Annotated in this window: 13 protein-coding genes and 1 pseudogene; 5 read left to right on the top strand and 9 right to left on the bottom strand. The window is 61.7% G+C overall.

The genetic code is table 11. The features are described 5' to 3' along the window. Nucleotides 1-7: 7 nt before the first annotated feature. Both LDP01_RS10595 and LDP01_RS10590 read left to right on the top strand, forming a co-directional pair. Nucleotides 8-1741 carry an ABC transporter ATP-binding protein gene (locus LDP01_RS10595; RefSeq protein WP_224088940.1) on the top strand — a complete coding sequence of 578 codons (1734 nt, stop codon included), beginning with the start codon at nucleotides 8-10 and terminating at the stop codon, nucleotides 1739-1741. After that, a pseudogene (locus tag LDP01_RS10590) lies at nucleotides 1738-3712 on the top strand (ABC transporter ATP-binding protein). Before LDP01_RS10595 ends, LDP01_RS10590 begins: the two are co-directional and overlap by 4 nt. 11 nt (nucleotides 3713-3723) lie before the next feature. Here LDP01_RS10590 and LDP01_RS10585 read toward each other — a convergent pair. Further along, nucleotides 3724-4296, bottom strand: a complete 573-nt coding sequence (locus tag LDP01_RS10585) for an MOSC domain-containing protein (RefSeq protein WP_224088939.1) — start codon at nucleotides 4294-4296, stop codon at nucleotides 3724-3726. Between the two features lie 90 nt (nucleotides 4297-4386). Here LDP01_RS10585 and LDP01_RS10580 point away from each other — a divergent pair, with 90 nt between their 5' ends. Further along, on the top strand, nucleotides 4387-5166 hold the full coding sequence (locus LDP01_RS10580; RefSeq protein WP_224088938.1) for an alpha/beta fold hydrolase: 780 nt from the start codon (nucleotides 4387-4389) through the stop codon (nucleotides 5164-5166). 19 nt (nucleotides 5167-5185) lie between these two features. On the opposite strand, the gene LDP01_RS10575 is transcribed toward LDP01_RS10580, so the two are convergent. Next, a complete protein-coding gene (locus tag LDP01_RS10575; protein WP_224091166.1) occupies nucleotides 5186-5665 on the bottom strand; it encodes an NUDIX hydrolase in 480 nt (159 codons plus the stop codon). A gap of 368 nt (nucleotides 5666-6033) precedes the next feature. On the opposite strand from LDP01_RS10575, the gene LDP01_RS10570 reads away from it, so the two are divergent. Continuing rightward, nucleotides 6034-7278, top strand: a complete 1245-nt coding sequence (locus tag LDP01_RS10570; RefSeq protein ID WP_224088937.1) for a hypothetical protein — start codon at nucleotides 6034-6036, stop codon at nucleotides 7276-7278. Nucleotides 7279-7379: 101 nt separating this feature from the next. Here the strand turns inward: LDP01_RS10570 and LDP01_RS10565 are convergent, their stop codons facing one another. The 5 genes from LDP01_RS10565 to LDP01_RS10550 form a co-directional block, all read right to left on the bottom strand. Next, nucleotides 7380-7556: a hypothetical protein gene (locus tag LDP01_RS10565; protein ID WP_224088936.1), complete on the bottom strand. Its 177-nt coding sequence runs from the start codon at nucleotides 7554-7556 to the stop codon at nucleotides 7380-7382. 7 nt (nucleotides 7557-7563) lie between these two features. Further along, complete coding sequence (locus LDP01_RS10560) at nucleotides 7564-8718, bottom strand: glycosyltransferase family 2 protein (RefSeq protein WP_224088934.1); 1155 nt, start codon at nucleotides 8716-8718, stop codon at nucleotides 7564-7566. 158 nt (nucleotides 8719-8876) lie between these two features. Continuing rightward, nucleotides 8877-9047, bottom strand: coding sequence for a hypothetical protein (locus LDP01_RS10555; protein WP_216926503.1), 171 nt, complete (start codon nucleotides 9045-9047; stop codon nucleotides 8877-8879). A gap of 179 nt (nucleotides 9048-9226) precedes the next feature. Then, a complete protein-coding gene (locus LDP01_RS23730; protein ID WP_346658885.1) occupies nucleotides 9227-9379 on the bottom strand; it encodes a hypothetical protein in 153 nt (50 codons plus the stop codon). Between the two features lie 46 nt (nucleotides 9380-9425). Continuing rightward, nucleotides 9426-10058 carry an SDR family NAD(P)-dependent oxidoreductase gene (locus LDP01_RS10550; RefSeq protein WP_346658884.1) on the bottom strand — a complete coding sequence of 211 codons (633 nt, stop codon included), beginning with the start codon at nucleotides 10056-10058 and terminating at the stop codon, nucleotides 9426-9428. Nucleotides 10059-10414: 356 nt separating this feature from the next. On the opposite strand from LDP01_RS10550, the gene LDP01_RS10545 reads away from it, so the two are divergent. After that, nucleotides 10415-12433: a rhamnogalacturonan lyase gene (locus LDP01_RS10545; RefSeq protein ID WP_224088932.1), complete on the top strand. Its 2019-nt coding sequence runs from the start codon at nucleotides 10415-10417 to the stop codon at nucleotides 12431-12433. A 105-nt stretch (nucleotides 12434-12538) separates the two neighbouring features. Here the strand turns inward: LDP01_RS10545 and LDP01_RS10540 are convergent, their stop codons facing one another. Together LDP01_RS10540 and LDP01_RS10535 are read right to left on the bottom strand one after the other, a co-directional pair. Beyond that, nucleotides 12539-13300 carry an SRPBCC family protein gene (locus tag LDP01_RS10540; RefSeq protein ID WP_224088930.1) on the bottom strand — a complete coding sequence of 254 codons (762 nt, stop codon included), beginning with the start codon at nucleotides 13298-13300 and terminating at the stop codon, nucleotides 12539-12541. Nucleotides 13301-13493: 193 nt separating this feature from the next. Further along, nucleotides 13494-14726: a metal-dependent hydrolase family protein gene (locus LDP01_RS10535; RefSeq protein ID WP_224088928.1), complete on the bottom strand. Its 1233-nt coding sequence runs from the start codon at nucleotides 14724-14726 to the stop codon at nucleotides 13494-13496.

Genomic DNA, 14726 nt, shown 5'->3' with positions numbered 1-14726 from the left:
AGTCCCCATGCTTTGGAAGGTTCTCGTTCGGTTCCTGAAGCCGCACCAGCGGTTGCTGGTTGCCGTCGTCGTATTTCAATTGGCGCAATCCATCGCGTCCCTTTACCTGCCTACGCTCAACGCCGACATCATCGATAACGGTGTCGCTACCGGAGACACCGATTACATCCTGCGCATGGGCGGCCTCATGCTGCTGATCACCCTGCTGCAGATCGCCTGTGCCGTGGTTGCCGTGTACTTCGGCGCGAAAGCAGCCATGGGAATGGGCCGCGACCTGCGGGACGCCATCTTTGCCAGGGTGGGGGAGTTCTCCGAGCAGGAAGTCACCAAGTTCGGGGCGCCGTCCTTGATCACGCGGTCCACCAACGATGTCCAGCAGGTTCAGCAATTGGTCCTCATGTCCTGCACGCTTATGGTTGCGGCCCCCATGCTCAGCATTGGCGGCGTCATCATGGCAGTTCGGCAGGACGCCCAACTGTCCTGGTTGATCGCGGTCTGCGTGCCGGTATTGCTGGTGGCCGTCGGGCTGATCGTTACCCGGATGGTTCCGTTGTTCCGCAAAATGCAGGTTCGGATCGACGCCGTCAACCGTGTCCTGCGCGAACAACTCACCGGCATCCGCGTGGTCCGGGCGTTCGTGCGTGAAGACATGGAGACCTCCCGGTTCGGAAAGGCGAACGACGACGTCACTGACGTCGCGCTGCGTGCAGGCCGTTTGATGGCGCTCATGTTCCCGGTGGTCATGCTGGTCATGAACATTTCCAGTGTGGCGGTGATTTGGTTCGGCTCGTTCCGGATCGAGGACGGTTCCATGCAGGTAGGCACGCTCATCGCTTTCCTCAGCTACCTCATGCAGATCCTGATGTCCGTCATGATGGCCACTTTCATGGCCGTGATGATCCCGCGCGCGTCCGTTTCCGCCGACCGGATCGGTGAGGTGCTGGAGACCGAATCAAGTGTCCAGCCGCCGTCGAATCCTGTTACCGGCGGTATCCGCCGGGGCGAACTGGAGATGCGCGACGTCGGATTCGCCTACCCGGGCGCCGAGCAGCCGGTGCTCAGCGGCGTCAGCTTTACCGCCCTGGCCGGCCAGACCACGGCGATTATTGGCAGCACCGGCGCCGGCAAAACCACGTTGGTGAACCTCATGCCGCGGCTGTTCGACGCCACTGCAGGCGCGGTTCGAATGGACGGCGTGGACATCCGCGAGCTCCATCCGGACCTGCTGTGGGGGCATATCGGCCTGGTGCCCCAACGGCCCTATCTGTTCTCAGGCACTGTTCGCAGCAACCTTCAGTACGGCAAACCCGACGCCAGCGACGACGAGCTGTGGCAGGCCCTTTCAGTGGCCCAGGCTCGGGACTTTGTTGAAGAGATGGAAGGTGGACTGGATGCACCTATCTCCCAAGGCGGCACCAACGTTTCCGGAGGGCAAAGGCAACGCCTGGCCATTGCCCGGGCACTGGTGAAACAGCCGGAACTGTACATTTTCGACGATTCGTTTTCCTCGCTGGACACGGCTACCGACGCCCGCCTCCGGCTGGCCCTCAAACATCACACCAACGGTGCCACGCTGGTGATCATCGCCCAGCGCGTCTCCAGCATCGCGGACGCGGACCAGATACTAGTGCTCGACGACGGCAGGATCGTTGGGCAGGGAACGCACGATGAGCTGTTGGAGACTTCCGAAACGTACAGGGAAATCGTGTCCTCCCAGCTAGCTGCGGAGGAGGCGGCATGAGCGCCATGACAACTGGTCAACGCGGGCCACAGCGGCCACCCATGGGGCCTGGACGTGGTGGTCCGTTCGCTGGAATGAGCATCCCGGCCGAGAAGGCCGCCAACTTTGGTGCCTCGGCCAGGCGGCTCCTGGGCACGTTGCGGCCTGAGCGGTTCTGGCTGACACTTGTGGTGGTCTTCGCAGTGGTCAGCGTTACTTTGTCCGTGATCGGACCCAGGCTGCTTGGCGAAGGAACCAACCTCATCTTCGCCGGCGTCGTGTCCAAACAACTGCCCCCAGGGGTTTCCAAAGCCCAAGTAATTGCTGGCCTGCGCGCCTCCGGCGAGAACAACAAAGCCGACATGCTGAGCGCCATGAACCTGACACCCGGCGTCGGCATTGATTTCGGCGCGCTGTCCTCCGTGCTGCTCTGGGTGCTGGCGCTGTATGTCCTGGCCTCAGCGTTCGGTTGGATGCAGGGCCTACGTGCTCAACGGCGTCGTCCAGCGGACCGTGTACCGCCTCCGTGAGCGGATCGAAGCGAAAATCCATCGGCTTCCCCTGCGGTATTTCGATTCCATCCAACGTGGTGAGCTGCTCAGCCGGGTGACCAACGACGTCGACAACATCTCCCAAAGCCTGCAGCAATCCATCAGCCAGGTAGTGTCCTCGCTGCTGACCGTGCTTGGCGTGCTGGTGATGATGTTCCTGCTCTCGCCCCTGCTGGCCCTGATTGCGTTGGTGACCATCCCGCTCACCCTGGGGACCACGGTGGTGATTGCCAAGCGTTCACAGAAACTGTTCGTCGCGCAATGGAAAAACACCGGCGAGCTCAACGGGCAGATCGAGGAAACGTACACCGGCCACGCACTCGTGAAGGTCTTCGGCCGGCAAAACGAAGTCCAAGCGAAGTTCCGCGCCAAGAACAGCGAGCTGTACCAGGCGAGCTTCGGGGCACAATTCGTGAGCGGCCTGATCATGCCGGCCATGACCTTCATCGGGAACCTGGTGTACGTGGGCATCGCTGTGGTGGGCGGCCTGCAAGTGGCCTCTGGAGCGATGCAATTGGGTGACGTGCAGGCCTTCATCCAATACTCACGGCAATTCACCATGCCCTTGGCGCAACTGGGATCCATGGCCAACATGCTCCAATCCGGCGTTGCCTCGGCGGAACGCGTGTTCGACCTTCTGGATGAGGAGGAAGAATCCCCGGAACCTGTTTCCGGCCAGTCCAGGGGCCCAGCGCGCGGGCGGCTCGTCTTCGAGAATGTGTCCTTCCGGTACCTGCCCGACAAGCCACTCATCACGTACCTCAGCCTGGTGGCCGAGCCCGGTCAAAGCATTGCCATCGTTGGGCCAACAGGTGCGGGCAAGACCACCCTGGTGAACCTCATGATGCGCTTCTACGAACTGGACGCAGGACGCATAACCCTCGACGGCGTGGACATCGCCACCATGTCACGGCAGGAACTGCGCTCGCGGATGGGCATGGTCCTGCAGGATACGTGGCTGTTCGGCGGGACCATCCGCGACAACATCGCCTATGGCCGGCCCACCGCTTCCGAACCCGAGATCCTTGAAGCTGCCCAGGCCACCTACGTGGATCGGTTCGTCCGTTCCCTTCCCGAGGGCTACGACACAGTGCTCGACGACGAAGGCGGCAATGTCTCCGCCGGCGAGAAGCAGCTGCTCACCATCGCCCGCGCCTTCTTGTCCCGTCCGTCGGTGCTGATCCTTGATGAAGCCACCAGCTCGGTGGATACCCGTACCGAGGTCTTGGTGCAGAAAGCCATGAACGCACTCCGCTCTGACCGGACCAGCTTCGTCATCGCGCACCGGCTTTCCACCATCCGCGACGCCGATCTCATCCTGGTCATGGAATCCGGGCAGATCGTGGAACAGGGGACACACGCTGAGCTGCTCGCTGCTGGTGGGGCATATTCGAGGCTGTATGAGGCGCAGTTTGCAGCGCCGGCGGCTGAAGAGGTGTGAGCCTGCTGTAATCAAGGAAGCCGGGATGGCCGGAGGACCGTGGCCTCGCCCGCCCGGGATGGGTCCAATGGCACGGGGCTTACCAAGACAGCAGGTCCGCGGTGCAGGAGACCCCCGGAAATCACCTGGCAGCGAACCCCGCCCCTGCCGCGCATCGCCTTGTGTGCCCCCGGTGCCAGCATCTGGTCCATCCAGGCGCAAGGATGTGCTGGCCTGCCTGCCTTTAGCCGCACGGAGTCGCCGCAGGACTCCAGAGTGAACTCATGCCCCAGCAACGGAGCCAGCTCGGCCCCGCGAAGCACCACGTTTCGCCGGGTTACCAACGGATCGAAAGGTCCGGCATCCAGTTCAGCGGCAATGGACTCGAGTGCTTCCACCGCGAATACCGTCACGGCGGCGTCCATGTGGGCGGCCTTGCCGAAGAACCTGTCCCCGACGATGCCCTTGCCGGCCACAAGCTCGGCCTGCCCAGCGTCCGTCGTCGGAACGTCCGCGGCACCTTCGCGGGCACGGCCAAAATAGGCGTGCGCCGGCGACACCAAAAGATGCAGAACCTCGACGTCGTACCTGTACTCAGCGGTCATTATTCAACGCTAATGCTTCGACGCTTCGAACGGCAGCTCCTTATGTCGTGCACCACAGCGCCGGCGTCGTCCGGAAGATACAGTGGCACGGTGAACTTTGCCGTGGCCCCCGATGGCGCTGAACTCGCCTGGACGTCCGAAGGCGACGGCGAACCAATGCTGTTGATTGCCGGCCAAGCGACCGCCATGGACGGTTGGGGTCCGACGGCGAAGCTTCTCTCCCGCTCCTACCGCGTCATCCGCTTCGATCACCGGGGCATTGGCCGCAGCAGCAAGGGTGACGCCGCGCGTTACACCACAAAGCTGATGGCGGGGGATGCAGCCGAGGTCCTCAAAGCTGCGGGCGTTGATGTAGCACACGTGTACGGCCACTCCATGGGCGGACGCGTAGCGCAGTGGTTGGCCATCGACTATCCGGAGAAAGTACGGACGCTGGTCCTGGCCGCCACCAGTGGAGGCCAGTGGCCGGGGGAGGGTACGGACCCGGCCAAGGCTGCCTTGCAAGCCCTCGTCAGCGGGGATATGGACCGCTTGGTACCGCTCTTCTTTGATGAAGACTGGGTGCGCAACAACCCGGAGGCCACGCACACGTTCTTCACTTCCCACGCTTCGGCCTGGGCCAAGGCGCGGCATTTCAAGGCCAGTCGTGAGCACGATGCCTGGAGCCGGCTAGGCGATATCAAGGCCCCGACTCTGATTATTCATGGCACCAGGGATGCCCTTACGCCGTTACCGAACGCCGTCCTGCTCCGCGAGCACATTTGCCGTTCGGTGCTTGTCAGGGTTCCCGGAGCAGGACATGGCCTGCACTTGGACCACCCGGAGACCATTGACTGGATTCGACAATTCGTTGCCAAGAAGGGCGCCTGATTCCCGCTGGCGAGGGCCCCTAAGGGGCTTTCCCGCCAAGGTGCCGGACCAAAGCGTCCACAATCGGCAGCTGCCCTTTGACGAGCTTTGTCCGGGCCGTGGCGTCCCCAAACCATCGGGCATCGTCTATCTCAGGGAATTCCTTGATGGAGCCGGACCCCTTGGGCCATTCCATGGGAAAGGTATTGCTGACGATTTCATCGGGCTGGAAGGAGTCTGCCTCTGCAGTGAAAGTCGTGATGAGTTTGCCGGAGGGCTGTTTGAAAACCCCTAATAACATGTAGTCGCCGGGTGGCGGTGGAGTACCAATTTCCTCGGTGAATTCGCGTCGGGCAGCAATCAGCGGGTCTTCATCCTCAAAGTACTCACCCTTGGGAATTGACCATGCATGCTCGTCCTTGTGCGCCCAAAAAGGCCCACCCATGTGGGCAATCCAGAGTTCCAACTCTCCAGTGGAACCTTGCCGGTACAGCAGGATCCCAGCGCTGCGAATCGTGATGCGACCTCCCGGCGTCATGATGTGAACGCGAAATGAATAGACAAAGCCAAGATTACTCCCGGCCACGCTGCCGTTATCCAATTGATGGCATATCGCCCGTTTTGGTTCGTCAATTCCCTTCCTACGGGCTCACGTCTACTTGATAATCGAGGAACTGCACGTTCCTCGTGGGGGTGGAACGTCTTTGCGGTCGCCGGTTTTTGCCGACGACGAGTCTGGGCGCATCAATGGAGGACACGGCTATGGCATGGTCAGTAGGGCTCATTCCGCATGGGCGAATAAAAGCAGCAGGTTTGGCCGTTGTACTGGCGGTGGGCTTATCAATGCTCGCTGGAGCGGGCCCATCCCGGGCGGCCGATACAACCCCCATGGCTGAGGATCCCGGCCCTGTGGGCAGCTTTGCCTGGAAGGGTTTCAACTGGCAGAAACGCTTCTGGGGCGGGGCCCCGATGTACAACGCGAGCTGGGACGCCAACAACGTAAGCAACCCGGACGCCAATCGGTACGTCAAACTGTCCATCACCAACCCAACCGGTTCGGCTCCCAAGGGTGCAGAGTTCCAGTCCACGCGTGAGGGATTCGGCTACGGAACGTACAGCACCACAGTGGAAAAGGACGTGAGCGCGCTCCAGAAGGAAGTGGTCTGGGGCTGCCTGTTCACCTATGACCCCGCGGCGGAACTTGGCTACACGGAGATCGACCTCTGCGAGGCGTCCGCTTGGGGAGGCGGAGCTGCCTATGGCCAGAACTGGCCTGTCACCCAAGGCCATGGCTATTGGTTTGACGCCACACTGCCTCCTGGACAGGGCAACAACACTGTCACGTTCGATGTCACGAACGCCCCGATCCTTACCCACAGGATGGTTTGGGAACCGGGCAAGCTCACCTTTGAGACGTTTGCCGGTGAAGGATACAGCGGAACGCTGTTGAAGAGGACGATCCTGCAGGGCTCCACGGTTCCACTTCCGGCCAACGAACAGATCCATTTCAATCTCTGGGTTACCGGAGGTGGCGGCGGTGATGCTGCCCATGTGGCACCTGAATCCGTGACGATCCGTGATTTCTCATTCGTACCAGGCATCCCGTTGACGGCCCCAACACCCACTATCTCCGGAACGGCGGCAGTGGGATCAACATTGACTGCCAACCCAGGCGCGTGGACCACCGGAACCGCGTTGACTTATCAGTGGTTCAAGAACGGCACGGCCATCGCCGGTGCAACGGCCCCCACGCGTGTCCTTGCAGCAGCGGATCAAGGTGCCACGTTGACCGTCCGGGTTACAGGCACCAAAGCCGGCTACGCCACCGCCACGAAGGAATCGGCACCCACGGCTGCCGTGGTGGCCGGTACGCTGCTTGCCCCTACTCCCACGGTCACAGGGACGCTCACTGTTGGTTCCACACTGACTGCCAACCCGGGGACGTGGACCTCGGGAACCACCTTGACCTATCAGTGGTATCGCTCCGGTGTTGCGATCACTGGGGCAACTGCCAGGACCTACGTTCTAGTGGGCGCGGATCAAGGAGACACCATGCGGGTGCGGGTTACAGGAACGAAGGCCGGGTACACCTCGGTATCCAAGTACTCCGCCAATACGGCACTCGTAAGTTAAGGAACGTCGGGTTAAGGCAACAAACCCGCAGTTGTGTCGCGCTGGGGGCGTGATCCGACACAACTGCGGGTTTGCTGGGCTTGATGGTTTCTCTGTGCGCGCTAGTTTTTCTGCGCGCGGACCGGGACCATCCTCTTGATGGCCAGGCCAAGAGCCAGCATGGCGAAGGCGGCCAGTGCGAACCAGAAGAGGTCCCCGGCGCCGGTCATGGCAAGAGTGCCGGAGCCGGCCCCTCCTGCAATTGCTGCGCCTACGGATCCTGCCGGGTTGTTGTACATGAGTCGTTTACCAAACTTTCTTTCTGTTGAGTGCGGCGTCCAGGTAGGCCTTGGCGTGGACTGCCTGGAGGAAAACGTCGATGACGGTTTCGTACATGGTTGCGGCAAGCAACATGTACCTCCAACCCCGGAAACGCAGGGTCACTATGCGTTCCAGGACGAAGATGCAGGTGACGGCGAGCCAGAATGGGTGGACATTCAGTCCCATTCCGGTGGTCAGGGCAAAGACGATGGATCCGAGATAGGCCAAGGTCACCAGGAGGCCGAGCATGGAGAGGAACTGCCGTCCCCAGTAGGCCCTGGTGACTTTGGTCCACCCGTACTGCACACAGTTCTCCACGGCTCCGCGCTTCCAGCGAAGCCGCTGCGACCATAGTTCCCGCCACGTGGGCATGACTTCGGTAACCAGCGTGCAGTTTGATGGTGAAGCTATGCGGTATCCGAGGGTGAGGAGTGCGAAGGACAATTCGTTGTCTTCGGTCAGCACCGAGGTATCGTAGACGCCGCCCTCGCCATTTCCGGGAGGAAGCGTTCCGTTCAATCGTGCTGCGACGACGTCCCGAAGGGTTCGAATGCGGAATAACGCCGCAGTCCCCGTGACTACCAGGCATCTGCCGTGGAGACGCTTTATATCCCTGGCGTAGCGGGCGTACTCATTTCGTTGCAGGTGTCCTACAAATCCGCCTCCGGGTCCACCGCTGAACACTCCGCCCACGGCGCCCAGCAGTTCGTCGTTGAGGAGGTTGTTGGTGGCATTCTCGATGAAGTCCGGGGCGAGCTGCGAATCGGCGTCCTGCACCAGAACCAGGTCGTCGGGATCAGCTCCGGGAAGAAATTGCCCCAGGGCGAAGTTCAGGGCACCGGCTTTCTTATCCTTGTTGCCGACCGTGTGGAAGACTTCGACGCCCTGGGCCAAGGCCAGTTCTTCAGTATCGTCAGTGCAGTTATCGGCCACCACGATCACGCGATCAGGGCGGCGGGTCTGGTTGTTCAGCGAGATAAGGGTTTGGGTAATGCCAGCGGATTCGTTGTGTGCCGGGACCAGAACCGTAACCACACCGCCAGGGGCACGATGGGATCCTCGTGGTGCGGGAGTTGTCTCTGAATTGACGCCCCGATACATGTGGGATACCTCCGTTCGAACCTTGAAGTGGTGTTTCACTTAGGGTTCCAACGCGAACGCAAGAAAGCTGCCCGCAAAGCATCAAGGAAGTCTCAAGGTTTGATCAGGAGTACCCGGACGGCGTCAATATGCAGAAAACGCAAGAGGACGACGCCGGGAGGTCCCGGCGTCGTCCTCTTGTGGTGCGTTTGAGCTGCTTAGCGGCTCAGGCTAACGGTGAAGGTTTTCGGTCCGCTGAGCGTTACTGCAATGCCGCAGTTTTCTGCAGCGGCGCGGGGGGAAAGATCCCGGATGGCGGCGTCGATGGTGTGGTCGATTGCCGACTTGTCCCAGATTTTCAGCGTGATGGAGTCAGTATGTGTCGTCATTGTCAGTACTTTCACTCAGGCCGTTAACAGCCCCAAGCTTCTTCGCAGGGGCCGCATCCTCGTCGGTGAGGATTGCTGATTCAGCTTGTATGGGAACGAATTCCCTCATTCATGGTTCATGCTGCCTACCGCGATTGACAAGCTGATCCGGCCAAGTGTGACCGATTACACGTTGGACGTTACTCCGTGTAACCCGTGCTGATGCTCTGCTCGCGCCAACGATCCACCTCGGCGCGCTGGGCTTCCTCCACCGCTCCGTAGGCGTAGACGGCGTCGGCACCCAGCAGAAGGAAGGCGGGCGTCTCAGCTGCTTGGACCGCGGCGATAATCACCTCTGCGGCTTTGTCCGGGTCGCCGGGCTGGGTGCCGTGGACGGTGTCATTTTCCTTGCGACGCTTCCCGGCCGTCTCTGCGTAGTCCTGGATCGCCTGGGCAGATTGCGTCAGCGAACGCCCCGCAAAATCCGTCCGGAATGCACCGGGCTCCACCACTGTCACGGAGATTCCCAGAGGCTTCAGTTCCTTCTGCAACGAGCCGGACAGGGCCTTCCAGCGCCGTCTTCGTTGCTGAGTAATAGCCGGAACCGGGCGGGCAGATCCGGGCGCCAATGGAGGAAATGTTCACGATCGCACCGGATCGGCGGGAGCGCATCGCAGGCAGGACGGCCTTGATCATGGCCACCGGACCAAAAACGTTGGTATCGAACAGCGCCCGGACGTCGCCGTCGTCGCCCTCTTCAATGGCTGCGCGGTAACCATAACCGGCGTTGTTGACCAGGACGTCCACCGCGCCAAAGCGTTCTTCGGCCTCCTTCATGGCGGCTTCAATCTGCGACTGCTCGGTGACATCGAGTGCGACGGCGAGGGCCGTCGTCGGAAATTCTGTGGCCAGGTCCTGCAGCTTGGAGACGTCGCGGGCGGTGACGACGGCGTTATCGCCCCGCGCGAGCACGGCTTGGGCCAGCGCGCGGCCGAGTCCGGTGGAGCAGCCAGTGATGAGCCAGGTAGTCATGATGTTCCTTTCAAGGGTGGACCACTCCCTTGGAACGCTACCCCTTAGAGGAATGGGCGTGGGCTCCTGACTTTCTTTGAATCTTCGACCGCGTCAAAACAACTCCAATCAGTTGGATTTGCGGGCCCTTCGGCTGCAAAGAAGGTCAGGAGGAAGCGAGTCCCGTTCTGTTCACTTCGGTCAAACTCTTGACTGCCGTGTTTTGCCACTGGTAAACATTGAGGCGGAAAGCGTTTTCTCACCCCCCCTTGAACCATTGCGAGGGATGCGCTTTGCCATGTATTGAAACGTTCCAAACAGCGTTCGGCAGGCCCACTGCCGCCCAGCATCAAAGGAGATGTTCTTTGGCTTACCCCATGAAGTGTTCCTCCCGCAGTACCAACGGCCGTGCGTTCAGGGGCCTGCCGTTGGCAGCGTCAGCTTCCCTGGCCGCCGCAGCCATAGCCCTGACAGGACTCCCGGTCGCCCAAGCAGCTCCGGCCCCGGTCGGCCCGTCAACGCAAGCCGGTCTTCCCGGCGTCGTGCCTGCCGAAAAGGCTGGCCCGACGCTCAAGCGACAGGTGGAATATCTGGACCGGGCACCCATCGCCGTCTTGACCGACCAAGGCGTTACCGTGAGCTGGCGAATGCTCGGCCTGGATGAGGACACCGTGGGTTTCCAGGTGTTGCGTGACGGCGTCAACATCACCGAGGAGCCCATCCGCAACGCCACAATGTTCGTGGACCCTGACGGAACCCCGGAGTCCAGCTACGTCATCAAGACCGTTGGAAATGGCCAAGGCCAGGACAAATTGACCGAAGCAGTCACGCCGCTGGCGCAGAACTACCTGGCCATCAAGCTCGATAAGCCTGCCGATGGCGTGACCCCTGCCGGCAAGGCCTACACGTACTCGGCCAACGATGCCACCGTGGCCGACCTCGACGGCGACGGCAAGTATGAGGTCATTCAGACGTGGGCGCCGTCCAACGCCAAGGACAACTCGCAGTCCGGCTACACGGGCAACGTTTACGTCGATGCGTACAAGCTGGACGGCACCAAGCTGTGGCGCATCGATCTGGGACGCAACATCCGCGCCGGCGCACACTACACCCAGGTTCTGGCCTACGACTTCGACGGCGACGGCAAGGCCGAGGTTTCCTTCAAGACAGCGGACGGCACCCGTGACGCGGCGGGCACGGTGATCGGAAACGCCGACGCCGACTTCCGCAACAGTTCCGGTTATGTCCTGTCCGGCCCGGAATTCCTGACGGTCTTCAAGGGCGAGACCGGAACCATCATGGATACGGTGGCTTACGCACCCGAGCGCGGCACCGTTTCCAGCTGGGGCGACACCTACGGCAACCGCGTGGACCGGTTCCTTGCGGGCGTGGCGTACCTCGACGGCGAACACCCGTCCATGATGTTCAGCCGTGGCTACTACACCCGCACCGTCCTGGTGACGTACGACCTCGTGAACGGCAAGCTCGTGAAGCGGTGGACGTTCGATTCCAACCTGGCCGGTGACGAGTACAAGGGGCAAGGCAACCACAACCTCTCCGTAGTGGACGTGGACCAGGACGGCAAGGACGAGTTCGTCTTTGGCTCCATGACCATCGATGACAACGGCCAGCCGCTTTACAACACCAAGTTGGGCCATGGCGACGCGATCCACACCAGCGACCTTGATCCGTCCAGGCCCGGCCTTGAAACCTTCGCTGTCCACGAAAGCATGAGCCAGAGCGGCAACAGGGGAGCCACCTTCCGTGACGCTGCCACGGGTGAGGTTCTCTGGAGCATCCCGGCCATCAAGGACACCGGCCGCGGAGCAGCAGGGGACATCGATCCCCGATATGCCGGGGCTGAAGGTTGGGCGGTAGGCGGTTCCGCTGCGTGGGATTCACCCGTAGGCCAGCTGATGTCTGCCAAGGGAGAGCTGATCGCGGAGAAGATTCCCGCAGCGAACTTCCTGGCCTGGTGGGATGGCGATCTCCTCCGCGAGATTGTGGACCACGATTACGATGCCACGGTGTCCCGTGGCGTTCCGACCATCTCCAAGTGGAATTGGGAAACCGAACAGAGCAACCGTCTCCTGACGGCCGACGGCGCCCGCAGTAACAACACCACCAAGGGAAACCCGTCCATCCAGGCAGACATCCTGGGAGACTGGCGTGAAGAGATCGCCTGGCCGTCCACGGACAGCACCGAGCTGCGCGTCTACACCACCACGGCTCCCACCGATGTTCGCCTGCGGACGCTGATGCACGACACGGTGTACCGTACATCCGTCGCCCGGGAGAACGTGGCCTACAACCAGCCGCCGCACCCGAGCTTCTACATCGGCGAGGGCATGCAGGCGCCGGCGATGCCCGCCGTCGCCTATGCCGGTCAGAACTAGCGGCCCTTAACAACGCCCTTGCAACCAGAGGTTATTTACAGGAGTGCCGCCCGGATCTTGGTGATCCGGGCGGCACTGGTTGTTTCTTCTGTGGGGGGGTGCCCGCTACCGCTGGCCGGGCAGCCCGCCCATAGGTGGGATGTAACCCGGGCCGAAGCCCTCGTCGTCCTTCCGTTCCGCGGCACTGCGCGTATCGCTGTCCGCTGTCTCGTCGGAATCGCCGTCCAGATCTGCCAGGCCGTTGGTCTGATCGAAGGCGTGCGTGATGGGATCTACGATCGGGACGTCGGTGGGTGCATCCTTGTCGGCCCCTGTTGAAGCCCCTGCTGCTGCGCTGGTGCTGGCCGCTGTTGCGGCACCGGCTGCTGCGCTCGTGCTGGTTGTCGCGCTTGTGCCGGTTGTTGTGTCGGCAGGTGTAGCCATGGTGCTCGTGTCAGCAGCCCGTTCGGGTGCCTTGTGCTCGACGAATTCCTTGAACTTCTTCAAGTCCGACTCCGCCTGCCTTTCAACCACATGTAATTTGTCGCCCAGGAATTCAAGGACGCCGTGCGGTTCGTATTCCAGCGACAGATGCAAGGACGTTTGGCTCGGTCCGGCTTCCTTGAAGTCCACCCAGCCTGCATTCTTGGCACCTTCCACCGCGGCCCAGGCCACGGCCCGGTCCATGTCCTGCTGGACGATCTTTGCTTCCCAGCGGCGATGGACGCCAGCGATCTCGGCTACCCATTCCAGACGGTCCTCGCCCAGGCGCGTCACGCGTTCCACTCCGCCCATGAAACGGGGAAACTCCTCGAAATGCGTCCATTGACTGTAGGCCGTACTCACCGGAACGTTGACCAGGATTGTCTTGTCTACCTTCGTGGTCACAATGTCCTCCTCTGACTCGGTTCGGTTTTGCCCGAGACGACGTCATGCGCCATCCATTAATAAGCTTACTTACCGTGGGACTTCCTGACCCTTTTTGGTTTTTTGAGCGCGCAAAATCAACCCATTTGGCTCACTTTCCGGGCCTGCTCGAGGCAAAGAGGGTCGGGAATCAACATGCGGATCCCCGCCCTGGCTAGGAGATCACCCTGCCGTCCTGGATCAGGAATTCGAGATGCTCCGACATATCTGCCAGCACGGAAATGTCCGCCACGGGGTCGGCGCCGAGCACCAGGATGTCCGCGTCCGCGCCAGGTGCGATCACGCCAAGTTCACCTTCGCGCTCAAGCAGCTGGGCCGCCGTCGTGGTTGCTGAGCGGATGGCGTCGATTGCTGGCTGGACCTTGCCGAGCAGTCTGAACTGTTCGTTCTGATGGCGGTGCATGCCGCCCAGGAGATCGGAGCCGAAAGCCATTTTTACGCCGGCTTCGTGTGCCCGGGAGATGGCCTCCAGCCCGCTGGTTAGTACGGAGTCCACCTTGGCCCACATCTCCTCGGTAAGCCCGAATTCCTTGCCCTCTTCCTTCAGCGCCCAGTACGTGACGAGCGTGGGAACCAGGAAGGCGTCCTTCTCGATGAAGAGCTTGAGGCTTTCGTCGTCGAGGAGGTTTCCGTGTTCGATCGAGCGGACGCCGGCTTCGAGTGCGCGGTTGATGGCGCGGGCCGTATAGGCGTGCGCTGCGACGTAGCGGTTGGCGGCTTCGGCTTCTTCCACCGCGGCCCGCATTTCTTCCATCGAGTATTGGGTGGAGTCGATGCGGTCCGTGGGGGAGGAGACTCCACCGGATGCCATGATCTTGATGTGGTGGGCGCCCTTGCGGATCTCGTCGCGGGCTGCAGCCCGTACTGCATCGACGCCGTCGGCTACGCGACCGATTCCGCAGCACCCGCGCCCATTGGGGTCGTGGTCTTCACCGGGAAGGCGCATGTCGCCATGGCCGCCGGTCTGGCTCAGGGCGTGGCCGCAGAAATGGATCTTGGGACCCTCAAGCAACCCTTCCTGCTGGGCCATCGCCAGGCCGAAGTCAGCGCCGGACAGGTCTCGGACGGTGGTGAAACCGCGGCGCAGCATCTCTCCCATGATCCGGGCAGTCTGTGCGTACACATACGACGCCGGAGTCCAGGTCAGCGAGCGGAAGTCAGCACTGGACGCGACCACATGGACGTGCGCATCAATGAGTCCCGGGATGACGAACTTGCCGGTGCCATCAATCACGCGTGCTCCGGAAGGCGCCTCGGCATCGGCTCCGACGCTGCTGATCTTTCCATCAACACTCACGACGTCGGCAGTGGAGTACGTGCCTGCCTTGACGTCCAGGACGCTTGCGTTGCGGATGACGAGCGGGGCGGCTTTGGGGGTGGTGCTCAT

It is taken from the genome of Arthrobacter sp. StoSoilB13 (assembly GCF_019977255.1).
Taxonomy (GTDB): Bacteria; Actinomycetota; Actinomycetes; order Actinomycetales; family Micrococcaceae; genus Arthrobacter.
This window is presented reverse-complemented; position numbering and strand designations above follow the sequence as displayed.